The sequence below is a fragment of the Streptomyces coelicoflavus genome (assembly GCF_003112555.1).
GTDB lineage: Bacteria > Actinomycetota > Actinomycetes > Streptomycetales > Streptomycetaceae > Streptomyces > Streptomyces coelicoflavus.
Genome location: NZ_BEWB01000028.1, coordinates 1 through 24,524, shown reverse-complemented (window position 1 = coordinate 24,524; position 24,524 = coordinate 1). Strand labels below are relative to the sequence as shown.

19 protein-coding genes and 4 pseudogenes are annotated in these 24,524 nt (G+C 67.4%); 15 read left to right on the top strand and 8 right to left on the bottom strand.

What is annotated here, in order from left to right; translation table 11 throughout:
* The 4 genes and pseudogenes from Sco07f_RS40410 to Sco07f_RS39305 form a co-directional block, all read left to right on the top strand.
* Nucleotides 1-292 (top strand): hypothetical protein (locus Sco07f_RS40410; RefSeq protein WP_218030766.1); only part of this gene is annotated, 292 nt, incomplete at its 5' end.
* Nucleotides 293-616: 324 nt separating this feature from the next.
* Nucleotides 617-1,080 (top strand): annotated as a pseudogene (locus tag Sco07f_RS41430) (IS701 family transposase); the annotation flags it as partial.
* Nucleotides 1,081-1,123: 43 nt separating this feature from the next.
* A complete protein-coding gene (locus tag Sco07f_RS41425) occupies nt 1,124-1,492 on the top strand; it encodes a hypothetical protein (RefSeq protein WP_439959716.1) in 369 nt (122 codons plus the stop codon).
* A gap of 186 nt (nt 1,493-1,678) precedes the next feature.
* Nucleotides 1,679-2,248 (top strand): hypothetical protein, encoded by a 570-nt coding sequence (locus tag Sco07f_RS39305; RefSeq protein WP_159107065.1) that lies wholly within the window; start codon nt 1,679-1,681, stop codon nt 2,246-2,248.
* Between the two features lie 147 nt (nt 2,249-2,395).
* Here Sco07f_RS39305 and Sco07f_RS39300 read toward each other — a convergent pair.
* Together Sco07f_RS39300 and Sco07f_RS39295 are read right to left on the bottom strand one after the other, a co-directional pair.
* A pseudogene (locus Sco07f_RS39300) lies at nt 2,396-2,569 on the bottom strand (transposase); the annotation flags it as partial.
* 14 nt (nt 2,570-2,583) lie between these two features.
* A complete protein-coding gene (locus tag Sco07f_RS39295) occupies nt 2,584-3,435 on the bottom strand; it encodes a methyltransferase domain-containing protein (protein WP_174855485.1) in 852 nt (283 codons plus the stop codon).
* 375 nt (nt 3,436-3,810) lie between these two features.
* Between Sco07f_RS39295 and Sco07f_RS41420 the strand changes: the two genes are divergently transcribed.
* The 4 genes from Sco07f_RS41420 to Sco07f_RS39280 all read left to right on the top strand — a co-directional run bounded on the left by Sco07f_RS41420 (nt 3,811) and on the right by Sco07f_RS39280 (nt 5,068).
* On the top strand, nt 3,811-3,987 hold the full coding sequence (locus tag Sco07f_RS41420; RefSeq protein WP_439959715.1) for a hypothetical protein: 177 nt from the start codon (nt 3,811-3,813) through the stop codon (nt 3,985-3,987).
* Nucleotides 3,981-4,160 carry a hypothetical protein gene (locus Sco07f_RS39290; protein WP_108990765.1) on the top strand — a complete coding sequence of 60 codons (180 nt, stop codon included), beginning with the start codon at nt 3,981-3,983 and terminating at the stop codon, nt 4,158-4,160. Before Sco07f_RS41420 ends, Sco07f_RS39290 begins: the two co-directional genes overlap by 7 nt.
* A 318-nt stretch (nt 4,161-4,478) precedes the next feature.
* Nucleotides 4,479-4,691 carry a hypothetical protein gene (locus Sco07f_RS39285; protein ID WP_244942266.1) on the top strand — a complete coding sequence of 71 codons (213 nt, stop codon included), beginning with the start codon at nt 4,479-4,481 and terminating at the stop codon, nt 4,689-4,691.
* Nucleotides 4,691-5,068: a fic family toxin-antitoxin system, toxin component gene (locus tag Sco07f_RS39280; RefSeq protein WP_108990764.1), complete on the top strand. Its 378-nt coding sequence runs from the start codon at nt 4,691-4,693 to the stop codon at nt 5,066-5,068. Before Sco07f_RS39285 ends, Sco07f_RS39280 begins: the two co-directional genes overlap by 1 nt.
* A 383-nt stretch (nt 5,069-5,451) precedes the next feature.
* Here Sco07f_RS39280 and Sco07f_RS39275 read toward each other — a convergent pair whose 3' ends face one another.
* The 5 genes and pseudogenes from Sco07f_RS39275 to Sco07f_RS39255 all read right to left on the bottom strand — a co-directional run bounded on the left by Sco07f_RS39275 (nt 5,452) and on the right by Sco07f_RS39255 (nt 9,004).
* Nucleotides 5,452-6,048, bottom strand: coding sequence for a hypothetical protein (locus Sco07f_RS39275; RefSeq protein WP_108990763.1), 597 nt, complete (start codon nt 6,046-6,048; stop codon nt 5,452-5,454).
* A 524-nt stretch (nt 6,049-6,572) separates the two neighbouring features.
* A protein-coding gene (locus Sco07f_RS39270) for an IS5 family transposase (RefSeq protein ID WP_439959714.1) occupies nt 6,573-7,387 on the bottom strand; the annotation gives its coding sequence in 2 pieces (ribosomal slippage) (nt 6,573-7,027 and nt 7,027-7,387; 816 coding nt in all).
* A 63-nt stretch (nt 7,388-7,450) separates the two neighbouring features.
* Nucleotides 7,451-7,836 (bottom strand): annotated as a pseudogene (locus tag Sco07f_RS39265) (hypothetical protein); the annotation flags it as partial.
* A gap of 92 nt (nt 7,837-7,928) precedes the next feature.
* A complete protein-coding gene (locus tag Sco07f_RS39260) occupies nt 7,929-8,342 on the bottom strand; it encodes a hypothetical protein (RefSeq protein ID WP_159107064.1) in 414 nt (137 codons plus the stop codon).
* Between the two features lie 80 nt (nt 8,343-8,422).
* Nucleotides 8,423-9,004 (bottom strand): hypothetical protein, encoded by a 582-nt coding sequence (locus Sco07f_RS39255; RefSeq protein ID WP_159107063.1) that lies wholly within the window; start codon nt 9,002-9,004, stop codon nt 8,423-8,425.
* Nucleotides 9,005-9,132: 128 nt separating this feature from the next.
* Here Sco07f_RS39255 and Sco07f_RS39250 point away from each other — a divergent pair, with 128 nt between their 5' ends.
* From Sco07f_RS39250 to Sco07f_RS39235, 4 genes are all read left to right on the top strand, one after another.
* Complete coding sequence (locus Sco07f_RS39250) at nt 9,133-9,624, top strand: hypothetical protein (RefSeq protein ID WP_159107062.1); 492 nt, start codon at nt 9,133-9,135, stop codon at nt 9,622-9,624.
* Nucleotides 9,625-10,751: 1,127 nt separating this feature from the next.
* A complete protein-coding gene (locus Sco07f_RS39245; protein WP_108990759.1) occupies nt 10,752-14,393 on the top strand; it encodes a laminin G domain-containing protein in 3,642 nt (1,213 codons plus the stop codon).
* Nucleotides 14,394-14,561: 168 nt separating this feature from the next.
* Nucleotides 14,562-21,518: an RHS repeat-associated core domain-containing protein gene (locus Sco07f_RS39240; protein WP_244942263.1), complete on the top strand. Its 6,957-nt coding sequence runs from the start codon at nt 14,562-14,564 to the stop codon at nt 21,516-21,518.
* 15 nt (nt 21,519-21,533) lie between these two features.
* Entirely contained in the window at nt 21,534-21,992 is a 459-nt protein-coding gene (locus Sco07f_RS39235; protein ID WP_108990757.1) for an SMI1/KNR4 family protein, read from the top strand.
* A 75-nt stretch (nt 21,993-22,067) separates the two neighbouring features.
* On the opposite strand, the pseudogene Sco07f_RS39230 reads toward Sco07f_RS39235, so the two are convergent.
* Nucleotides 22,068-22,451, bottom strand: a pseudogene (locus Sco07f_RS39230) (transposase); the annotation flags it as partial.
* Nucleotides 22,452-22,506: 55 nt separating this feature from the next.
* Between Sco07f_RS39230 and Sco07f_RS39225 the strand changes: the two are divergent.
* From Sco07f_RS39225 to Sco07f_RS39215, 3 genes are all read left to right on the top strand, one after another.
* Nucleotides 22,507-23,340 (top strand): hypothetical protein, encoded by an 834-nt coding sequence (locus tag Sco07f_RS39225; protein ID WP_159107060.1) that lies wholly within the window; start codon nt 22,507-22,509, stop codon nt 23,338-23,340.
* A 163-nt stretch (nt 23,341-23,503) separates the two neighbouring features.
* On the top strand, nt 23,504-23,689 hold the full coding sequence (locus Sco07f_RS39980; RefSeq protein ID WP_159107059.1) for a hypothetical protein: 186 nt from the start codon (nt 23,504-23,506) through the stop codon (nt 23,687-23,689).
* A complete protein-coding gene (locus Sco07f_RS39215; protein ID WP_108990754.1) occupies nt 23,686-24,384 on the top strand; it encodes a restriction endonuclease in 699 nt (232 codons plus the stop codon). The genes Sco07f_RS39980 and Sco07f_RS39215 overlap by 4 nt, the downstream gene beginning before the upstream one ends.
* Nucleotides 24,385-24,524: the final 140 nt, after the last annotated feature.

The following is a 24,524-nucleotide window of genomic DNA, read 5'->3' as shown; positions in this document are numbered from 1 at the left end:
GGCACTAGTCGTCGCCGAGGGTGAGAAGGAACACGGAGAACTCGGCGATGGTTCCGGCAACGACGACGTCGATGCCGTGCCGGGTGACGGGCGTCCACGCGCGGCTGTTGCCTATCGCCTCAGTGTTCGTGACCCAGCTCGTGCCCCGACCGAGCAGTTTCGCCCCCCGCGTGGCTGCCCGCCTGGCGTGATCGGGATCCCGGAGAGGGTGGTGCGAGTAGACGAGATCGAAGGCCGACATGTTGGTCATCAGTTGGATCGCTCCGGCCTCATCGACGGGCTCAAGCGCTGACTCGATCTCGCGGGCCGATGCGGGGCCGACCGCTCTCGCGACGGCCTGATGCGCCCAGTCGCCCTGGGCGATCGCAACGAGCTCGAAGACCTGCTCGGCGATGCCGGCGTCCGATGTCCCGCCCCACTCGGCGAGATCTGCCTGGAGGCCCGTGTGCGCTTCGCAACCGACCCCAAGGACGTCGGAGCCCTCCTACGGCGCTCCCTCCACCTCGACAGCGGCCTCGACCGCCAAACCCTCAGAACCCTCCTCGACCTGGCGCTCCTGCCCTCCGCACAATCCCTCGAAGGCACCGACCACACCACCCACAAGGAGCAGGGCAGCATGATCCGCCGCAATCCGAGCAGCGGCGAACTCGCCTTCTACCTGTGCTGGTCCCCAAAACGGGTGCCGCTGTCCGAGTTGGTCAGGGTGGCCGGGACCAGGTGGTGCATCGAGGAGTGCTTCCAGGCCGCGAAAGGCCAGATCGGCCTGGATCACTACCAGGTCCGCCACTGGGCCGCCTGGCATCGGCACATCACGCTGGCCGTGCTCGCCCTGGCATTCCTGGCCGCCCTCGCTGCCGACGCGACACCAGCCAGGACCGCACAACCGAACCGGACCGCTCGCAGTTCAGACTCTATCGACCTGACCGTTCCCGAAATCCGCCACCTGCTCGGCACCCTGCTGAGCCCACCGAATACATCCCCGCGCAAGCTGCTGCACTGGTCAAACTGGCGCAGAACCACCAGGCCACAGCCCGGCGCAGCCACTACGAGCGACGACTCGCCGCACCCGCGACCGGATAGATCACGAAGTCGCACTGGAGTACTAGAGGGCACACTGCCACGCATGGACTTGTCCAAGGGCGGTGGAGAGCCGCGAGTGTTCAAGGGCTATATGGCGACGGTGACGTTGCACGAGGATCGAGTGGACTTCAAGCGACCGCTGGTCGCGCGACTGGGAGGTAACCGGAGCAGCACGGTTCTACTCGGCGACGTACTGAAAATCCCGCGCAGGGAACCGACCTGTCAGGTGAACGGGCACATACATTTGCTGACAGCGCAGGATGACGGTTCGCTTCGGGCAGCGTCGATGTCGCCGGAGAAGACGGTGGCTGGCAATCCGGCGATCATGTTCACCTGGCAGCAGCGACAGGGGCACGCCGACTTCTTCGCCGCAGTCGAGCAGGCGTGGCAACGGCGCGACCCGTCGCGGTGAACCGGCCTTGAACGCGACGTCCCACGCGGCCGCCTTCTGGAGCTGTGATGTGAGGTCGTGGGACTCGGCCGTCACGTATGAAAAGCCCTCACCGTGGCTGGACAACATGGTCTGGGTGCTGCTGCTCAGACTGGCTGAGTAGCAGAGCGCTGTCCCGCGTTCCGCCCGGCGGCTTTGATCGACGGCATGAAGTCGAAGATCGTGGTCCCCGTGCTCGGTGTCGCCCTGGTGGCTCTCATCGGGCTGACGGCCAAGGCGTGCGAGACGGTACAAGGAGGGCCCGTTCACAGTACTGAGGAGTTCCGTGACCATGTCCGGGCCACCACCCGGGCCGGCGAGGATGCCTACCGCGCGCTCTCCCCTGTACCGGCCAAGGAGCCGTACGCCTCCCGGCAGGGCAGTAGCTCGTGCGTGGACGGCTTCGGGTTCGACGACACCGGCGTCAGCCGGGCCGAACCCATCTTGACCTGGGACCTGGACTTCGCCAGCGACGACGACTACCGCGCGGCGCTGGCATCCCTCCGGGCCACCTGGCGCGAGGACGGCCGCACCGTCGAGAAGGTCGACAACGGCATCACCGCCACCCTCGACGACGGCATCCGGGTCACCCTCCACCTCGACTACTACGACGGCGAGCCCGAACTGCGCGCTGAGGGCACGTGTATGCGCTACCGGCACAACTACGGCGATGCTTACGACTACATGTACGACGACAACGGAGACGGGACGGTCGACGAATACGAGCGGCCGAACTGAGCGCGCGGACCGCGCGTCGCCGGCACACTCCTGGGGACCGCGTTCCGCGCGGACCGGCCCGCGGTGTGACACGCCCCGGCCCTCTACCCACCCAGGTGCTCATCGCGTCCTTGGACCCTCTCCACCCCTGTCGGTGTCCGGGCCCGCCCAGCGGCCGAATGCTTGGCGGGGCAGATCTCTCCAGGGAATGCCCGTGCGGTACCGATAAATGATCCCTTCGACGATGCGGCGGTGGTCGGCGAACGGACGCCCTGCCTTCCCCGCGCTGCGGGGAAGGCAGGGCACCAGGCGTGTCCATTGCTCGTCGGTCAGCAGGCGCATGCGCCCGCTCGTGGTCACCGGGGCCGGTAGGCGGTGGCCAGCACGGAGACAGTGACCTGATCGGGCAGGACGCCGCCGTCGTTGAGGTCTGCGCGGCTCACGTGGCGTGCGCTCGGCGTCATCCCAACCAGGTCCAGGGCATTCAGCTTGGTCAAGGGAACGGAGTACTCCACCTGCTCGGTGACGACGGCCTCGAAGAAGGGGTCGAGCGCTCGGCGGAGGCGCTGCTCCTTGGCCGGATCGATCGTGATCATTGCAGGCATCTGGCCATGCAACTCGGCCAAGTGCCGCCCGGTGGGTCGGACCACAATCAGCCGACCGGTCGGACGCAGCACGCGGTGGAACTCGGCCGGGTTGCGTGGGGCGAACACGTCCAGCACGACATCGGCCGCCCCGTCGGCCAGCGGGAAGGGACGGAAGACGTCCCAGGCCACCGCAGCAGCTCGGTCGTGGGCACGGGCCGCCAAGCGCAGCGCGCGCACCGATGTCTCCAGTCCCAGACCGCGGGCGCCAGGCAGCTGGTCGAGTACGCCAGCCAAGTAGTAACCCGTGCCGCACCCCACATCCACCACCGTGCCCTGCTCGGACACGACATCGGTCGCCAGGCCGGCCCCGACTTCGCGGATGGGCGCGTAGGCGCCGGTGGACAGAAAGCGGCCCCGGGCCTGGACCATGGCCGCGTCGTCGCCGCTGGTGGCGCGGGTACCCGTCAGCAGGCTGGCATAGCCGTGCCGGGCAATGTCGAAGGTATGGCCCACCGGGCAACGCAGTGCACCGTGGCCAGGGTGCAGGCGGCGCGTACGGCACGCCGGGCAACGCAGCAGGTCGAGGGACAGATCGAGGGCAGGGGGAAGCGACATGGGCACGAGGCACTCCTGGGAAGGGGTGAAGGAAAGGGATCGTGCCTGTGCGATCAGAGCGTCACTGCCTCAGAAATGAACGGGCAGCATCGGGACGTGGTTCGCGCAGCAGGCACACCAAGGAGGGCGACGCCGTCTGGCATCGCCCTCAGCGCCTTCCGATCACAGGAAGCAGCAGTGCGGGGTGCTCATGAATGCCACGTCATAAGTCTACGAGCACGGCGGAAACCCTCATGTCTCAGTACCCCAGAGCAGTTGGGAGACATGGCCTAGTTCCGGCGCCAACGCGCTCAGCTCTGGCCGCCTCGCCCCGTCGGCTCACGGGAGCCTCCGGCGTGCCTTCCGGTACAGAAAGTGGCGTAACAGGCATGATGCACAGTCGTGGACACTGCCACGGCGCAACCGGCCCTTCCGCCCTTAACCTGCCCTGCTTGGTGCGGCTGGAAGCACCAGGCAGACGCAGGTGCCGCGTCTCTCGAGGACGTCGTGCACATGGTGATGGGGCCGGCCTTGCCGTTCCCCGCCACGGCCGGGCGGGCTGGCTGGAGTTCATGCTGACCCTGACATCCGGCACGTGGCCGGACGGCGCGCCGGGTGCGCCCCACATCGAGGTCGAGGCGACCGGCGAGACCGGCCGGCTCTCCAGCCAGGACGACGTCGTGGGACTCATGCAAGAGCTGCGAGCGATGACTGCAACTCTGGAGACCTGGTTGGAGCGTCTTCCCGAGTGAGGCAGGCTCCGCCAGGGCGGCACCGGCCCGGCCGCGCTCACCTGCGGCAGCTCACCCCCGCCCGCGCGCGCCGAACCTGCGAGCACCCTGAAGGCTGTGCGTTCCCGCTGCTTGTGCGACCTCCCGGGCCAGCGGTGACAACGCCAGTACCGAGGACCCGCCCCGAGTGGCTGGCCGGCGACTGGACGCTGGTCATGAGGGCCTGGTCACCCGCCCCCCTCCGACGGGGACTGGACGGAGAGCGCCGGGTCAGCACCCTCCTGTTCCGGTAACACCTGTTCCATGCTGGTATGGCGAAGACACAGCTAGGGCGCGCGCGTGGATGAGGACGTTGCGGAACTCGCGAAGAAACGCGCCGCCGACCTGGGACTGAGTATCGGGGACTACCTCGCCAGGCTGGTACAGGACGATGCCAGCGGCCTGCGCGCCCGAGCGGTGGACGCGGCCGCCCGCTTCCTGGCCGAACACCAGGCCGTTTTCGACGAGGCCGAACAAGCCCAGCAAACACCCAGGGGAGCACGCGCGGCCTGATGGACCTGCACATCGACGTTCCCTGGATCCTGCACGTCGCCGAGGCCGCCGGGGCGCACGATCCAGCCCCCGACGACTACGGCGTTCCCATCTCGGCAGTCGCCCGCCACCGCGCCGAACTGTTCGAGCAGCCCGTCTACGGCGGCCCTTACGCCAAAGCCGCCGCCCTGGTGCACGCCCTGGGCCGGTGCCGCTGGCTGGAGCGCTCCAACATGGCCGTCGCCGCCGCGTCCGGCGTCATGTACCTCGAAGCCGCCGGGATCTCCGTCAAACCCGGCCGTGAGGACGCCATCGCCCTGAAGGACCTGCTCCTTGACCCCGCCTGCACCGCAGGGAAGATCGCCGCTCTGCTGCGGACCTGGCCCACCACCACCTGACGCCCGCAGGCCCGCCACCACCCTCCGAGGCCGCGCTGCGCGAGCATGCCGCTCGCGCAGCGCGGGCCGCCCGGCGAGGATCACCGATCCCGTGCTCAGCTGAGCACGGGATCGGTGCCGTACAGCCGGTGCAGCACGGTCTCGTCGCGCATCCCGCACTCGACGTCCAGGCACAGCGTCCAGTCCGTGGGCCAGGGGGCGGGCAGGTTCTCCATCTCGGCGGCTGCGGGGCCGGGGTGAGCGTCGTCGGGAACCCAGGTGTACGTGCCGACGGCCAGGTCGTTGTAGACCTCTATTGAGTCGGGCCCCCGGTAGGCGGCCCGCCGCTGCCCAGCTCGGACGGCCGGACTCGCCGGCAGGCGTTGCCTGCGGCTCGTCGTGGGTCATCGTCGGCGCAGGTCGATGCCGCGCTCGGCGGCCAGAGCCAGCAGGGCGGTGACCGTCATGCCCTCGCGCAGCCGGCGGCGGACCTGCCGGCCGCCGAGGACGACATCGAGGGCGGCGGGCCCGATACCGAAGGCCCGGCACGCCCGTACGGTCGCGGCGCCGTCTACGCCCAGTGCCCTCATCCAGGTCTCCAGCTCCGGTGGCGTGAGCTGGAGTGCGTCCCATGCGGTCGTGCGTTCGCGGAGCTGGTGGTGACGGAGCCCGGGCGCGAACTGGGCGATGCGCCGCATCACGCGGGAGCGTTCCACGGCGCGGGTGGTTGCGGGGCCTGGCTGCCGCGTGGGGCTGCCGGAGGTCCCTGCCGCCGGCGGGGCAAGCCGAGGATGTGCCTTCGACGGCTGGCGGCGCCGACGAAGGGCGTGTCGCAGTTCCAGACCGAGATCGAGACCCTCCCGGGCGGCGATCTCCTGGGCATCGGGCGTGCGCCGGTGCGGGGCTCGGGCGAGGTCTGCGGCGGGGGCCGGGCTGGGACTGGGGCGCAGGAAGTCCCAGATCGCAGTCAGTTCGGGGTCGGTGAAGCGCGGCTCGGCCACGGGACTGCCTCCGGTTCGGTGGTTTTCGGGCATGCCAAAGGGCCCCGTGCCGACGGCAGCGGGGCCCTTGTGCAAGGGATCGTGGTGAGGGGTGGGGCCGGACCGCGAGGATTCAGCGGCGGCAGTGGACGGGCGGCATCAGATGGGTCACAGCCCGCACAACGCGGCCAGCGTAGTCATTTTTCGCGTCACCGCCCGGGTTTTGACCGAGTGCGCAGCTCGTCGCTACGGCGGGAGAGCAACGTCGCACGGGGTGCCGTTTTTCAACGTCCGCCAGCCCCGCCTGCCCGGGGGTCGGTTGAACTTAGCAAGCGGGGCTTCCAGGTCGTCGTACGGGGGCAGGGCGGGCCGAGGAGCCGGGCAAAGCCAAACCGGTGACCAGCGGCCGAGCGCGCTGTGTCAGTGCTCGGTGCCACACTGCAACCACCTCCACCGCAGGGATGGTTGACCTTTGATCGTCGACGAGAGGACCGATACGTGGCGGCCGACTGGGACGCACTGGACTTCACCTGCCCTAAGAGGTCCTAACAAAGGCGTTGGACGTGGCGGTGGGTGATCAGGCAGGTGGCGAGTCCGAGGAAGGCTTCGTGGATGTCGTCGCGTCGTTCCCAGCGGATGCGTAGGCGGCGGAAGCCGTGGAGCCAGGCGATGGTGCGCTCGACGACGTAGCGGAAGGTGCCCAGGCCGGTGCCGTGGGGCTCGCCCCGTCTGGCGATCACGGGGCGGATGCCTCGTTGCCAGAGCAGGCGGCGGTATTTGTCGTGGTCGTAGCCGCGGTCGGCCAGCAGTGCGTCGGGGCGTCGGCGGGGTCTGCCGACCCTGCCTGCGACGGCGGGGATCTTGTCGAGCAGCGGCTCGAGTTGGGTGACGTCGTTGCGGTTTCCGCCGGTCAGGGACACCGCGAGCGGGATGCCCTGTCCGTCGACGATGAGGTGGTGCTTGCTGCCCGGCCGTGCGCGGTCGACCGGGCTGGGCCCGCTTTCGGGCCCCGTCGGGCTGCCCGGACGTGCGAGGAGTCGATCACCGCCCGTTCCCAGTCCAGCTGGTTCTTCGACCGCAGCTCGTTCAGCAGTTGGTGGAGCTGGTCCCAGACGCCGGCCTCGTTCCATGCCGCGAGGCGTCGCCAGCAGGTCATGCCCGAACCGAAGCCGAGCTCTTGGGGAAGGTACTCCCACTGGATGTCGGTGTGCAGGACGAAGAGGATCCCGCACAGGGTCTGCCGGTCCGGCACCCGCGGTCTGCCCTTGGCCTTCTTCGGACCCGGCTTCGGCAGCAACGGCTCGATCAGCGACCACAGTTCATCCGACACGATCCACGGTCGCGACTGACGGTTTCCCATACCCAGACATACGGCCGGAGAGGCCGACAGCCTCATGATCAGCAGCTTTTGTTAGAGCCAGTAACCCAACCGCCGCCCGATGTCCCGCAAGAAGCCGCAGAAAAGTTCAAGTCGCTCCTGCCCCTGCAACTCGCGCAGATCAACGTCGAAATCGATCTCCTCGTCTGAGTAGAAGCGGAAGATCGCCAGCACATCAGCTCTCAGCCAGACACGCTGGCTCGGGCACTCAGTACCCGCTGGTCGAGACAGTGCAGCCTCCGCCCGGGGCATGGCAGGGGAAGCACCCTCTCTCCTTCGGAGTATTGGCACTTCCAGCCCTTCTCCACGACGAGATCCAGTACGTCCTGCCAGTTATTCCTCGAGGCATCAGGGACACTCACGTCCGGTAGCGATCCCATCAGGTCCGGATCGAAGAAGCACTTCACGTCATCCCACAGGAGATCAGCCACACCGTCATACTGCCCGGCACCCGGCCTCAAGGCAGCCCTATTTTCCCTGATCAAGGGCAGAGAAGCCCTCGCAGGAAGTAGAGGCGCGGCAGTCATTCCGGCGGCAGCATTCGATCCGTCACGGGGAGGGATGCCACGGAGCCGCCGCGGTGGAGGGCTTCGCGCAGGGTGGCATTCTCCGCTTCGAGTTCGGCGTTTCGCAGGCTCAGAGCCTGGATGTGGTTGGCGTAGGCGGCGATGGTTGCGCGCGCCTCCCGTTGCTCGGCCGCGTGTTGCGAACGCAGCGTCCGGTCGGCCTTCTTGAGGCGGGCGATGTCCGCCGTCAGGGTGTCCGTCTGCGGGCGGGGCGCGTCCGGTGTCCGGAGCAGTTCGGTGATGATCTTCGCCAGGGGTGAGCGGTAGTAGGTGGCGCGCGAGATGCCGGCTTCCGTGCACAGCGTGGAGACAGACAGAGCGCCGCTGGTGTGTTCGGGGCTGCCTGTCACGATCCGCTCGAAGGCGTGCACGACAGCCTGGTCGGTGCCCGGCCGCACGGGAGTGCCGGCGTGTTCCAGGGCGTGTCGCAGCCGCAGTGCCGAAAGGTCATTCATGCGTCGGGGGTTCCGGTGGCGGTGAGTTCTGCAATGGCGTGGTCGAGGTCGGCGATGTGCGTGGTCAGCGCGGCGGTCTGGAGGCGGGACAGCCCTGCCGGGGCGTCGAGCGGGCGCTGGGCCTGGGCGCGGGCGGTAGTCAGACGCGGGAGGTGGACGCTGGAGCGGCGGGCATTGGGACAGGTCAGGCACATGGTCAGGAGCGGCAAGGGGCGGCCCGCGTGCTTGGCTCGCTTTGCGCAGAGAGCGGTGGAGGGCTGATAGAAGCAGTCGTTGAGGACGCCTGGGTGAAGGGTCTTCGTCAGGTGTTGCAGCATGATGCGTAGCCGAGCGGGACTGGCGATGATGCCGGGCAGGTCGCCCAGTTCCCGGCGGATGCGGTCGAACTCGGCATTTACGCGGCTGGCGGCGCCGCCGCTGGTGCGGTGGCCGTCGTTCCAGTCGCGGTAGAGGTCCTCGACGTAGTCCAGCTGGGCGATGGCGCGTTCGGCGGCGACCTCGGCGGCAAACCCGGAGGAAGAGGTGCCCGCATAGCCTTCGACAGGGTGCGGCGGAATTGCCGGGTGTTCAGTCGCCACGGCACGCATTCCGCTTCCCCTTCCTCACCCTCCGATTCGTCGTGAGCGGGCGTGTCGTTATCCGGCGCCCGGGCGGCCGTGTGAAGCGGCACGTAGGGGGTGTCCGGGGTGCTGAACAGCTCGTTGAGGTGGTCACGGAAGTCGTTCAGGCGTCTGTTGACCGAGCCGAACAGGACAAGGCTGTTGCTGGTCATGCCCTTGTGGGCGAACAGGTGGGTCGGGTCGTCGTTGACGGCGGCGAGCAGCGCGACGGCTCGGTGGACAACATCGAGCACGACCCATTCGGCTTCCTCACCGGTCAGCTTGCGGCCCTTGAGGACCCGGCCGCGCAGCTTGTGGCGGATACGGCCGTCCGGACCGTCCTCGGTGAACGCGCAGTCGGGGGCGAGCTCCCGGACCTCGGCGTCCCTCATTCCGGACAGGTACGCGATCACGATCCAGCAGGCCGTGCGCATCTGGACCACTTCGGTGGCCAGTTCCAGTGGGCCGAGGCCCGGCCGCCACGGGCGTCCGCTGCCGGGCCAGCTCGACATCGCGGTACGCAGGCCTCCGACTTTCAGAACCGTCCCAATGCGGAAATCTCCCGCAATCCGATTGAGACATTCTCGATCAACCTCTGACCAGGCGTATCCGCTGGCGATCTGCCCTGACGGCGGTAAGCTACAAACGCTTTGAACTGCTTCGTCTCGCGGTTGATGGAATAGATGCCATTCGGGCCGCCATGCTTCCCATACCACCGCCGCCAGTGCGACGGTGCCCTGCTTCCTTGGCTCCAACCAGCTGAACAGGGAATACAAGCCTGACGCGTTGGCGCGCGAAATGGCACGCGAAGGGGTCGACCCTGCAATAGGTCGACCCCTTCGCTTTTGGATGCATATTTGATCAGAATGACGACGCTTTAGTTACGAATCCTCTTCGTTCTTGGATGCAAACCAACCACGCCCGCCGAGTGCCGTCGACAGTGCGTCGTCCCAGCCGGGGACGCGGACCGAGCCTCGGCGCGGACCGCACGGGCTCCTCCTACCCGATGACTGTCAACGAAGCCTGCTCGCTCTGCTGCGCCCGAAGCCGGACCTCGCCCAGCTCGCCAGCGAGCCGGCCGACGTCCGAGCGGCCGCGCAGGGCGGTGCGCCCGGGTTCGATCGCCTTGCTGCTTGCTGCTGCGGAGCACTTGGACGGCCCTGCTGTGCGGGCTGCTCTTGCCGGTCAGGAGGTAGAGCGACCAGTGCGTGCCGATCGCCTCCGGCCACCGCTTGCGGGCGGCCTGACGAGTGATCCTCGAGGCTTCGCCCAGGTCCGCGTGTAGGAGGCGCCTGCCCGGCCCGCGCGAGTGGTGGCGTCGACGGCCAGCTCCCGCGCAGTGTCACCGAGAATCGCTGGACTCTATCCACAAGTGGGCTGGGCGATCCTGATCTGAACGCTCGCTGCGGGGGCGTACCGCGCCGGGGGATGGAGCCGGAACGCCGTGTGTACAGATGCGCAACTGTGATCTTGTTGCGTACAACCCTGGTTAAACGTCGGGTTCCTCACGTAGCCTTCCGGAACTTGGCGTGTTGTTGTCCGTTTCCTGCCTGTTGACCTGGCGTTCTGCTGAGGCGTTAGTTACTCCTGGCTACTTTGTGAATCTTGTGGGCGGGGTGTGGCGGGGATGTGGACTCGGTTGCGTGGTGGGCGAGCAGGGATGCCCAGACCGGAGGCCCGTGCGGGGAGACCCGCTGGACAGGGCGGCCGCAGGGCTGCTGGGGGCATGGCCGCGGTCGTGTGTGCTGCGGTGGTCGCGGCCCTCGTACCGGGGCCCCTGGCCTACGGTGCCGGTGACGCTGCAGCCGATCTGCAGCTGTCGGAGGGGCAGAAGGCCCTTGCGGCGGCCCAGGAGTCCGGTGAGCGGGTCGAGGTGGTCGGAGAGCGTACGGAGCAGTCGACCGTGTTCGCCAATCCGGACGGTTCGACGTTCACGTTGGAGGAGTCGGCGGTCCCGGTGCGGGTTCAGACGTCGGGCGGTGGCTGGAAGGCGCCGGACGCAACGTTGGAGAAGCGGTCGGACGGCACGGTAGGGCCGAAAGGCGCCGCCGTTGGCATGTCGTTCTCCGGCGGCGGCGAGGCCGGCCCGCTCGCGCGGATCGAGGACGGGGGTCGGTCCCTGGGCCTTGACTGGCCGGGCAAGCTGCCCGTACCCAGTCTGGACGGTTCCCGTGCCGTCTACTCGGAAGTGCTGCCGGGCGTCGACTTGCAGGTCACCGCGACCCCGGAGAGCTTCCAGCCCGTCTTCGTCGTGAAGACGCCCGAGGCGGCGGCCAGCGACGAACTGGAACGGCTCACCTTCGGCCTGGAAACCAGTCACCTCACGGTCCGTGAGGGCGCGGCCGGCAACCTGGCCGCCCTCGACGGCAACGGCAACACCGTGTTCAAGGCGCCGCCAGCCAGGATGTGGGACTCGGCCGGGCAGAACACCGCCGGGGGTGCGCAACCCCAGCTGGTGACCGCGGACTCCACTGCGACGGCTGAGCCCGCGGACCCGTCGGAGTCGGCGCCGTCCGGTTCGGGCCTGGAACCGGGCCAGGGCGACACGGTGGCCCGGATGGACGTCCAGGTCGGAGACGGCTCGCTGTCGGTGATCCCGGACACGGACATGCTGACCACCACCGACGAGTCGGCGTTCCCGCTGTTCATCGACCCGACCGTGACCTGGGGCGAGTCGGAGCGCACACTGCTGCGCAGCGACGGCTACGAGTCCTACGGCTGGGGCAACGGGGATGACGGCCAGGGCAAAGGCGTGGGCAAGTGCGGCTCCTGGAACGGCTACTACTGCGGTCCGGGCTATGTCCAGCGTCTGTACTTCGAGTTCTCACCGGCCAACCTGAAGGGCAAGCAGGTTCTCGACGCGACGTTCCGGGTGACGGAGCCGTGGGCATTCCAGTGTGATCCGCGCTGGGTGGACCTGGTCCGCACGAACAACATCTCCTCGGCCACCACCTGGTCCTCCCGGCCCAAGGAGCTGGACTGGATGGTCGACCGGTGGGTGTCCGCCGGCCGAGGCTCGGCCTGTGACCCCGACTCGCCGGACGCACCGATCGAGTTCAACGACAACCCCGAGGAATCCAACGAGAACCTCACCCCGACCGTGAAGAGCTTCGCGGCCGGCAACTTCTCCAGACTGACACTGGAACTGCGCGCCCACGACGAGTCGGACACCGCCGCGTGGAAGCGGTTCAAGGACAACGCGGTCCTCGCGGTCGACTACGTGGGCCTGCCGGAGAAACCAGGTGCCGTCGGACTGCAGGGCGGCGGGACCGGCACGGCCCCGGTCTGCAACACCAGGGAGAGCGACCCTGCGATCATGTCCGACCCCACCCCCTTGCTGAAGGCGACAGCACGTGCCAAGTCGGGCGGAGGAGAGGACGCACGCCTGCGGGTCTACTTCGACGTAGACGTGCAGAACACGGACAAGACCTGGACGGACGTCGCCCCGGGCAACGGCTCCCTGGCACCCACGACCACCTATGCCCAGGACGGACGCCCTGTGTCACTGAACTGGTCGACTCTCGCCGATGGCAAGTTGTACAGGTACCACGCCTGGACGTGGTCGTACTACGGCTCCAGCCACCTGACCAGCGCCCCTTCCGGGTTCTGCTACTTCCGTATCGACTCCATGCCGCCCAAGCCGCCGCAGGTCAGCATCTCCGCCCCTTACGCAGAGTGCGTCGAGAACGAGGTGGACGAGAGCACGGACTGTGTGGCCGGTGGCGGCCCCGGGGTTCCGGCGACCCTCACCTTCAAGCCGGCCGCCGGGGACGCGAACACCGCCTACCAGTACAGGCTGTCCTCCGATGCCGCCTGGTCGGGCGAGATCAAGGGCGCCACGGCCACAGCAACGGTCACGCCCGGTCGAAGCGGGCTGTACCACGTGTATGCACGGGCCAAGGACAGTCTCGGCTGGGGTGGGCAGTCCGTGACGGACTTCATCGTGGCCTCGGGCGGCAAGGCGGTCGGCGAGTACCACTTCGACGAGGCATCTGGGGCGGCAGCCGACTCCGCCACCGTGGACGGCCCCGACGACGCAACCCTGCATGGGGCGGTACGGGATGACGAGCGCGGGCGCCGTGGTCTGCTCACCCACGACGACGATGGCAACCCACGTGCGACGCCCGTCACGGACAAGGGACTGACTCTAAACGGAACCGCGGACTACGCCGCCACCAACACACCGGTGGTGGACACCCGTGCCTCTTACACGGTCTCCGCGTGGGCCATGCTCAAGCCGGGTGTGGCCCGCAACCAGACGGTCCTGGGACAAGACGGCGGCTTCTACAGCGGTTTCTACCTCACCTACCGTGAAGCGGACAAGACGTGGACGCTGAGCACGTCCCCCAAGGACGCGGCCGATGGCAACATCAGCGAGCAGAAGGTGACGGCGACTCAGCCTGCTTCTCGAGGCGTGTGGACCCATCTCGCAGCGGTGTATGACGCGAGTAGGAAGCAGATCCGTCTCTATGTGAACGGCCGGCTGCAGGGCAGCGACACGGTGTCCGCAGCGTGGGCGGCAGAAGGCGGTCTGCAGATCGGCCGCGTGCTGTGGCGCGACGCCTACACCGACTACTTCGCCGGTTCCATCGACGAGGTGACTGTCTGGCAGGACGCCCTGACCGACGAGCTGATCGCCGATGAGGCTCGGCTGATGAACTCCCCGGACCGCGCGGCGGTGGAACTGGTCGCCAACTGGTCGGCCGACCGCGGCAGCGGCACCCTCGTCCCGGACACCTCCGGCTACGACCGGTCGCTGTCCCTGACCGGCGGCGCGCAGGTGGCTGGTGAGGTGATCGCGTTCGACGGCACGGACGACGCGGCTGTCGCTTCCGGACCGGTGGTCGACGACACAGGCTCGTTCACGGCCACGGCGCTGGTGGACCTGGACTCGGACAAGCTCCTGGCCAAGCCGGTCGGTTACACCGGCCAGGTCCTCGGCCAGCGCACGGCGGACGGCTCTGCGTGGGGGATCTGGTTCGAGCGAGGCGCGGACAAGACCGGCTGGGACCCGGAAGCCATGGAGGAGAAGACCGAACCGACGGGATACTGGCGCTTCGGCCGGCTGAACGCGAACGGCACGTTCGACGCGGTCGCCTCCAGCGAGGAGGCCGTAATGGATGGCATGGTCCGCCTCACCGGCGTCTTCGATGCCCCGTCCGGGACGATCAGCCTCTACCTGAGCCGCAACCTCAACGGCGACCCCCAAGCCTTTACGGCGAAGGTGGGCTCGGGAGACTTCGCCCTCGGCAAGGGGCTCAGTAAGGACACCTGGCAGCACTACCTGCCCGCCAGCCTCGAGGAGGCCCGCGTCTGGGCCGGCGCGATGGCCTCCTCGGAACAGATCGGCGACACCGTGGCCGACTGACGAGGCGAGGGGTGCGGGCAGCCGCCGATGCGGCTGCCCGCACCCGACGAACGCGGCAGACCCGGCGTCGCAACGCGTACGCCGTGCGGAACTTCTTGAACTTCTGGAACTTGGGTGGGGCGGAAGATGGCTTTTGGCATAGGCACCTCAAGGCGGCGAAGCGAGAGGATGCCACGCCGCGCAGGCCGGCTGCTCGCGCAGTCCCTGGCGCTGGCTCTTCTCGTGCCCACCGGTCTGGCGCAAGTGGCCCAGGCCGCGGAGGCAGGCGGCCTGGGACGGCCCGACACGCCCAAGACACCGTCGACCAAGGTCAAGGCCTTCGACGGGCCCGGTGCGAAGAAAGCCCGCGCCAAGGTAGCCAAGGAGCGCAAGGCCAACGCCACCCAGGCCGAACGGGCCACTGGGGAACGGAAGGCCGACTGGCCAGGACACGGCGCCGCCTCCATCAGCCTCAAGCCCGGCACACAACGTGCCGCCGCACCGGCCGGCGTCCCCGTCACGCTGGCACCGGCCGCACCCGCCGCCAAGCAGCGTTCCTTGACCGACCGAGCGGCAGCGGGCGACGCGCAGGTCACAGTGCTGGACCAGAAGGCGGCCCGCAAGGCAGGCGTCACCGGTGTCCTCCTGACAGCTGCGGCTCAAACCCCGGGCGCGGCACGCCTGAGTGTGGACTACTCAGCGTTCGCCTCGGCGATCGGCGGCGGCTGGTCCCAGCGTCTGCGGATCGTGCAGTTGCCCGCATGCGTGCTGACGACCCCGGACAAGGCGGAGTGCCGGACCCAGATGCCTCTGCCGTCGGACAACGACGTCAAGAACCAGACCGTCTCAGCGAAAACCCTGCTCACCGGAGCGCAGGACGGGCCATCCACCCAACTCCTGCACCAGACCGGCAGCGCCGCCACCAATGCCACAGTATTGGCGGTCACCGCCGCCTCCGCGGGCTCGGGCCAGTCGCCCAAGGGCGCAGGCGACTATTCGGCGACGAAGCTGTCGGAGTCCTCGTCCTGGCAGGCGGGCGGCAGCTCCGGCTCCTTCACCTGGTCCTACGACTTCACCATGCCCCCCGCCGCAGCCGGTCCGGTACCGCCGCTGTCGCTGTCCTACGACTCGGGCAGTGTCGACGGCCGCACGGCGACGACGAACAACCAGACCACATCGGTGGGTGAGGGCTTCACCCTCACGGAGTCCTACATCACCCGCACCTACGGCTCCTGCGACGACGACGGTCACGACGACGTCTTCGACCAGTGCTGGAAGTACGACAACGCCAACCTGGTCCTGAACGGCAAGTCGACCCGCCTGATCAAGGACAACTCCAGCGGCAAGTGGCACCTCGCGGACGACGACGCCTCCACGGTGACCCGCTCCACCGGCGCCGACAACGGCGACGACAACGGCGAGTACTGGACGGTCATCACCGGCGACGGCACCAAGTACGTCTTTGGCAAGAACAAGCTCGACGGCGCCGGCAGCCAGCGCACGCACTCGACCTGGACCGTCCCGGTCTTCGGCGACGACTCCGGCGAACCCGGCTACAGCAGCGGCGACGCCTTCGCCGACCGGGCCCTCACCCAGGCCTGGCGATGGAACCTCGACTACATCGAGGACACCCGCGGCAACGCATCCACATACTGGTACACCAAGGAATCGAACTACTACAAGAAGAACAAGGCGACCAAGGCCAGCACACCCTACGACCGCGGCGGCCACCTCGACCGCATCGAGTACGGCCTGCGCAAGGATGCCCTGTTCACCGACAAGGCCGACGCCAAGGTCACCCTCAAGTACGCCGAACGCTGCACCCTCTCGGCCGCCAAATGCGAAAGCCTGACCAAGGACACCGCCGAGAACTGGCCGGACATCCCGTTCGACGCGATCTGCTCCAAGGACAACGACGAATGCAACGCTGCCGGCCCGTCCTTCTTCACCCGCAAGCGCCTGACCAGCATTGATACCTCCTCCTACAACGCCACCACCAGCGCCTACGACCCGGTGGACTCCTGGGCCCTGACCGAGAAGTACCTGGACGGCGGTGACATCGGCGACAGCTCCGACCAGGTCCTCGCCCTCACCGACCTCAAGCGGACCGCGAAGGCCGGCGACACGGCCATCGCCCTCGACCCGATCACGTTCACCTACACGATGCGGCCCAACCGGGTCGACGCCACCGACGACATCCTGCCCCTGACCCGCCCGCGGATCTCCAGCATCACCTCCGAGACCGGCGCGATCACCGACGTGACCCTGACGCTGCCGGAGTGCAAGCGCAGCGAGGTCCTGGGCGCGGCACCGGACACCAACACCCGCTCCTGCTACCCGCAGTACTGGCACATCAACGGCGCCGAGGACGCGGCGATCGACTGGTTCCACAAGTACCGCGTCAGCGGCGTCGCCGTCTATGACACCGCCGCCGGGAGTCCGGCCGTGGAGCACGCCTACTCCTACAGCGGCGCGGCCTGGCACTACAACGACGACCCGTTCACTCCGAACGACGAGCGGACCTGGTCCGACTGGCGCGGCTACCGCCAGGTCACCGCCTACACCGGCAAGGTCGGCGAGACCCGGTCCAAGACCGTCTCCCTCTACATGCAGGGCATGCACGGCGACAAGAAGAAGGACGGCACCACCAAATCCGTCACCGTGCCCCCGCTGCTCGATACGGACGTCGACTTCTCCGCCCCCTACGACAGCGACCGGTACAAGGGGGTACTGCGCCAGCAGGTCACCTACAACGGCGACCAGCCCATCAGCAGCGTCTTCAAGAACTACACCTACAAGAACACCGCCACCCAGACCGTCCCCGACGCCGTCGACCACACCGCCCTGTGGGTGCGCAACTCCTCCACCTACACCAGCACCTACCTCACCGGCTCAAAAACCTGGCGCACCCACACCACCGGCCAGAAGTACGACGCCCTCGGCATGGTGTACGCCGCCGACGACTGGGGCCAGGCCGGCCTCGGCGGCGACGAAACCTGCACCCGCACCTGGTACGCCCGCAACCCCGACCTGGGTATCACCAGCCTGGTCTCCCGCACCCGCACTGTCACCGCTACGTGCTCGGCTACCGACGCCAGCCTGGACCTACCCGCCACCAGCACCACCACCGGCGACGTCCTCGCCGATACCGCGACGGTCTACGACAAGGCTGACGCCACCACCTGGCTGGCCACCCAGAAGCCCACCAAGGGCCAGGCCACCTGGACCGGCCGCGCCACCGGCTACACCACCACCGCCGCAAGTGACGGACAGCGCCTGCCCTCCGGCTGGCAGACCACCGCCACCACCACCTACGACACCCTCGGACGGCCCCTCGCCGTCACCGACACCGCCGGCCACACCACCTCCACCGCCTACACCCCCGCCGACACCGGCCCCCTGACCAGAACCCTGACGACCGACCCCAAGGGCTACCGCTCGGCAACCTACGTCGACCCACGTCGCGGCCAAGCCCTGCGCAGCTACGACATCAACTCCAAGAAGACCGAGCAGAAGTACGACGCGCTCGGCCGCGTCACCGACGTCTGGCTGCCCAACCGCTCCAGCGGCAGCCAGAGCCCAAGCGTCAAGTTCACCTACCACCTCGACAACACCAAGCCGACGTGGGTGTCGACCTCGACCCTGACCAACGCCCTCGACACCTACAACACGAGCTACGCGCTCTACGACTCCCTCCTGCGACCGCTGCAGACCCAGACGCCGACCCCCGACGGCGGGCGGCTTCTCACCGACACCCGCTACGACACCCGCGGCCTGGCCTACGAGACCTACGCGGACATCTTCGACACCACCAGCACCCCCAACAGCACCTACACCCGCTCCGAGTACGGCCGCGCACCCCAGCAGACGGAAAGCGTCTTCGACGGCGCCGGCCGGTCCACCAGCAGCACGCTGTACGTCAACGGCGTCAAGAAGTGGTCCACCACCACCAGCTACACCGGCGACTCCACCGCCACCACCGCCCTCGACGGAGGCTCGGCCCAGCGCACCATCACCGACATCCGCGGCCGCACCACCGAAACCCGCACCTACGCCGGCAAAAGCCCCGCCGACAGCGACTTCGGCACCGGTCCCGGCACCAGCTACACCACGACGAAGCACACCTACGGTCTCGACGGCCGCCAGAAGACCATCACCGGCCCGGACAAGGCCACCTGGTCCTACGGCTACGACCTGTTCGGCCGCCAGACCAGCACGGACGACCCCGACAAAGGCAAGGCAACCACCCAGTACAACGCCCTCGACCAGGTCATCAAAACGACCGACTCCCGCGACAAGTCCATCCTGAGCGCCTACGACGAACTCGGCCGCCCCACCGCAACCTGGGCCGGCTCGAAGACCGACGCGAACCAGCTCACCGGCTACACCTACGACACCCTCCTCAAGGGCCTGCCCACCGACTCCACCCGCTACATCGGGGGTAAGGACGGCGCCGCCTACACGCAGGTCATCACCGCCTACGACAACATGGGCCGCGCCACCAACACCGAACTGCGCCTGCCCGACAACGACCCCTTCGTCAAGGCTGGCCAGCCCGCCACGATCAAGGCCGAGACGGCCTACAACATCCCCGGCCAGATCCAGCGGACGAGGGCACCTGCGCTCGGTGGCCTGCCCGACGAGGACACCGACTACAAGCACGACGCCCTGGGCAACCTGACGGCGATCGGCAGCTACCTCACCGACGTCGACTACTCAGCCCTGACACAACCGCAGGCGCTGACCTACGGCACAGGCGACAGCCAGGTTTTCATCGCCAACACCTTCGAGGCAGGCACCGGCCGCCTGACCCAGAGCTACACCCAGGACCAGACCCACTCCTACCGGCCACAGGACCTCACCTACACCTACGACCTGTCCGGCAACGTCACCCAGATCCGCGACAACACCACCCTCGGCGGCACCAGCACCACCGACAACCAGTGCTTCACCTACGACGCCTACCAGCGCCTGACCCAAGCCTGGACCCCCGCCTCCCAGAAGTGCACCGATGTCCCCAGCGCCACCGCACTGGCGGGACCGGCCTCCTACTGGACCAGCTACACCCACAACACCGCAGGCCAACGCACCACCGAAACAGAACACACCAGTACCAGCACCACCAAAACCACCTACTGCTACACCAACACCGACCAGCCCCACACCCTCACCGGCACCACCACCGCCACCGACTGCACCAACCCTGAGCGCACCTACACCTACGACACCACCGGCAACACCACCCGACGTCCGGGCGTAAAGGACGACACCGCTCAGAACCTCACCTGGTCGGAAGAGGGCAAGCTCACCCACCTCACCGAGAACAACCAGTCCACCGACTACCTCTACGGCCCCGACGGCACCCTCCTCATCCGAACCACCGAAAACGGCGAACGCGTCCTCTACGCCGGCACCACCGAACTCCACCTCCGCGCCGACGGCACCACCTGGGCCCAGCGCTACTACACCGCCGACGGCATCACCGTCGCCATACGCTCCAACCAGACCGGCACCACCAAGGTCACCTACCTCGTCAGCGACCACCACGGCACCTCCAGCCTGGCCATCAACCGAGACAGCACCCAGGCCTTCACCAAGCGCTACACCACCCCCTTCGGCGAAGACCGCGGCAAACCCCAGTACGGACCCTGGCCCGACGACAAGGGCTTCCTCGGCAAAACCCGAGACACCATCACCGGCCTCACCCATATCGGCGCACGCGAATACGACCCCGCAATCGGCCAATTCATCAGCGTCGACCCCGTCCTCGCCCCCGCAGACACACAAACCCTCAACGGATACAGCTACGCCGCCAATAATCCCGTCACCACAAGTGACCCCACCGGACTCATGCGTCACCTTGATCAGGGCGGTAGCGGATGCGACCCGACCAGCTGTACCGATGAGCGGTTCTACGACTGGGGGCCGGACGGCGGCCAGGAGTTTCTCAACGACCTCGGCTTGGGTGGCGGAACTGCGGGGACGGGAAGCGCTGGGAACGTTGAGTCGGGAAGCAGTAAGGAATGCAGTTGGTACTCTTCCTGCGGTCTTAAGCAAGGATGGAATGAGACAACGGAATGGGTCTCCAAGAATAAGGCGGCGATTGGCCAGGTCGTTACCGAAGTTGTAGTCGGAGGCCTGTGTTATTCCACTGCCGTAGGGGCCGGGTTGTCGACCGGAGGAGCAGGACTCGCAGCAGCCACAGGGTGCGGTGGAATCGCAAGTGCTGCAGGTGACGCCGTCAAAAACGCCTTGACGCCAGATGCCGACCACAGCCCTTCCGCTCAACTGAAGAGTCAATTCGAAAGCGCCATATGGGGTGCTGCCGGAAATGCCGTCGGGTTCTCCATTGCGAGCAAGATCGGATCTCTGTGCCACAGCTTCCTGCCGGGAACAGGTGTCCTGCTCGCTGATGGAACACGCAAGGCAATCGAAGACGTTGAAATCGGTGACGCCGTCGTCACCACCGATGCGGAAACCGGCGAAACAACCCAAAAAGAGGTCGTCGACACGATAACGACTGAGGACGACAAGAATTTCACCGAACTAACCGTAGCAACAGGTGACGGACCGTCCAGCATCATCGCAACCGACACGCACCCGTTCTGGACCGTCGATCGCCATCAGTGGATCAACGCGGGACACATCCAGCCAGGCCAGCTTCTGCGCACCAGTGCCGGCACTCACGTCCAAGTCACCGCAGTTGAGCACTACACCAAGCGCCAACGAACGCATGACCTGACCATCGACGAAATCCACGCGTACTATGTACTCGCTGGCGTCACACCAGTCTTGGTTCACAACTGCGGCGGAACGGGGAAGGGCCCCGCTGATACTCCAACTCGCCATTCGGGTCCGTGGACCAAGAGTGACCTTATTCGAGGATCACTGGGGCTTCGCCCCAAGCAACTAGGCGATCGCATTGAAATTCATCATGCAGATCAAATGCCGGGGGCTCCCATCCATGAACTGGATCAGAATGTACATAGGGGTGCCGGAACTGATCTCCACAGGAACCTATACAATCAAGGCGTCACCAGCGACATGCGGACCCAGGACACGCAGCTGCACTGGTGGTATAGGTCTCAAGAGCAAGGCTGGGGCACTTACAGCCCAGAGCACTGGTTCGATAACTGGCCTGGGTGATCGGCGGGTGAGAGCGTGGAGTTTGATGAATTCGAAGAGCATCTATCCAGGGCAAGCGTGAGACGCGCTTCCCTGGTTGGCTCAAGCGACATCGAGGTATTCGAGGGGCAAATTGCTTCAGAGTCTGAGCTGTCGACAGCGGAGAACACGCTCGGAGTGGAGCTACCAGAAAAATACAAGCAGTTCATGAAGCGACATGGAGGAGGAGAGTTCCTATTTATTGATCTACTGCCGATCATCGCCTCCGATAGCCAAGAAGATGATCTACTGGGAGTGAACTCTCGAGAATTTCTCAGTTCCGGCTTCATTGCTGTCGCCCCGGTTGGTACTGGTGACTGGTGGGGATTCTCCGTTGTGGAGGGGTGCTGTAATGACCGTGTCGATTTCCGAGACCACGAGGACGGGAGAGTCCATTCCGTTGCTTCGGATTTTCTCGACTTTCTGGCGCACGAGGGTTTGCGTGTAGGAAGGTAGCCAGCGAGTGATGCGCCGGCGCATCGTCAAGCTCGCGTGCAGGTGTTTGGAGAGGAGGGTGCTCCGTAAGAGGTCCTAACAAAGGTGTCGGACGTGGTGGTGGGTGATCAGGCAGACGGCGAGGCCGAGGAAGGCCTCGTGGATGTCGTCGCGTCGTTCCCAGCGGATCCGCAGGCGGTGGAAGCCGTGCAGCCAGGCGATCGTGCGTTCGACGACGTAGCGGAAGATGCCCGGGCCGGTGCCGTGTGGCTCGCCCCGTCTCGCGATCACGGGGCGGATGCCTCGTTGCCAGAGCAGGCGGCGGTACTTGTCGTGGTCGTAGCCGCGGTCGGCCAGCAGTGCGTCGGGGCGACGGCGGGGGCTGCCGACCTGGCCCGCGACGGCGGGAATCTTGTCGAGCAGCGGCTCGAGCTGGGTGACGTCGTTGCGGTTGCCGCCGGTCAGTGACACCGCGAGCGGACCGATTCCGCAGTTCTATCCCGCGGTAGGCGCCTAGCGGGGAGGATCTGTGGACATGGATCTCGCAGGAATCGGCGCGGTCGCTGCGGCGGCCGTCGCTGCCGTAGGCATACCCGCGGCGGTACTCGTTGGCCGCTGGCAGGCACGCGCCGGCATCGCGCAAGCGGAGGCCAGCTATCGGGCCGCTTTGGACGCCGTCCGTGCTTCCGGCGGCGAGGCGCACGCCCAATGGCTGCGCAGCACCCGCGGCGAGGCGTACGCAGCGCTGCTACTGGCGGCAGGCCGCACTCTCGATGTCGCCCGGCTCCTCGTCGAAGACGCCACCGCAAACAAGATCCCGCCGGACCAGCGGAACGCGCGCACCGCCGAGTTCGAGGCCCAGATCAGCCAGCTTCAGAACGCCGGCATTATCGTCAGCCTCGAAGGACCGGACGATGTCGCGAGGCACACCAACAGTTTGGTGGGAGCAGTGATCGGCGCCTCCTACCTCGCCAAGGCGCTGTTCGAGCGCCGCGTCGCCTGGCACGACGTGATCGCGCTGACGCGCGAAGACGACTGCCCGAGGGAGGTCCAGGCTCTTTACTCGGCCTCCGTGGACTTGAATCACGTCCGGTCGCAGGCTGGAGTTGGAAGCTTGCTCGGCAGAGACGACGCGGACCTGCCCGAAGACGTAGCGGCTGCCCGCCGGGCGCTGCAAGCTTGTCGGAACGCTCTACCTTCAGCGTTTTGGGGATTGGCCGCCGAGATGGAGAAGAGTGCTGGTGGGGAAGATGAGACGGCGACGAACAATCGCCGTAATCTGATCGCCGGGTTCGAGCAGTCCCGCGACCAGTTCATCAATGCCGCACGGACGGTACTCAGGCCAACGCACGACCCTCATGCCCCGTAAACAGAGAGTGCATTCAACGGCCTTGCCTCAACGCTCGCGCCAGGAAGTTGTTCGCCTCGGTGCCCGGGTGGTTCACGATCTTCGCGAAGACGGTACGACCCCGGTAGGGGAACCGAAGCGTTTTCGCGCGGCGGGGCCGGATCACGTGCGGCGGGGTGCCGCGATGGTCATCGCTGTGGTGGCCCTGGCGGTGGTCGGGCTGGGCACCAGTGACATCTCGGCGGGGGAGGGAAGCACGCCGCGGCCGCAGACCACGGTCCAGTACCCGATCCGGTGGGACCACGCCTCCGCCGCCGGGGCGCCGCAGCCCCGTCCGGCGGTGTCCTACCCGATCCGGTGGGAGCGGTGACCCGGCGACGGCCGGTGCGGCGGCGCACCCGGCGGCCCGGCCGACGGCAGCAGCAGCGCGACGCGCAACTGCTCGTCTTCGCCGTGGTGACGGCGGCCGGTATCGGGCTGGCGGTGATGGTCGTCAACTGGCTGCTGGCCCACTGGTGGATTCTCGTCGCCGTCCTGGTCCTCGCCGCCCTCGCCGGCGTCGGCTGGCTCTCCGGCCGACAGCAGCGCGCCCGGTGGGAGGCGGTGCGGGCGCAGGGCCTGCGCTACGGACTGCCGCAGCTCGACGCGCTGCACCACACCCGCTTCGAGGACGCCGTCCGGGACCTGATGCACCGCGACGGCTGCCGGGACGCCCAGCGGGTCGGCGGCCGCGGCGACCTCGGCGCCGACGTGAAAGCCACCGACCCCTACGGGCGGCGCTGGGTGATCCAGTGCAAGCACCGCCGCAACGGCGCCCACGGCTCACCGGTCGGCACACCCGACCTCCAGGTCCTCAACGGAACCGCCCGCCAGGTCCACGGCGCCGACGTCGCGGTCATCGTCACCAACGGCCGGGTGACCGGCCCGGCGGTCACGTTCGCCAAGCAGCAGCGGCTGCACGTCGTCGACCGCCAGACCCTGGCCGCCTGGGCAGCCGGCTCACGTCCCCTGTGGGAGCTCCTGCGGGCGGTACCGCCTCCGCGCCGCCCGACCTCGTTGAGCTGACCTGTCGCCTTGCCCAGCGGGCGCGGAATCTCCAGAGCTGCGTAAGGCGGGTGTCTAGCGCCCCAGGGTGCCGAACGGCGGGATGAGGGCTGTCCGGGAGCGACCTGCAGGCTCCTTGACGCGACGCAAGGGGCCGCTGG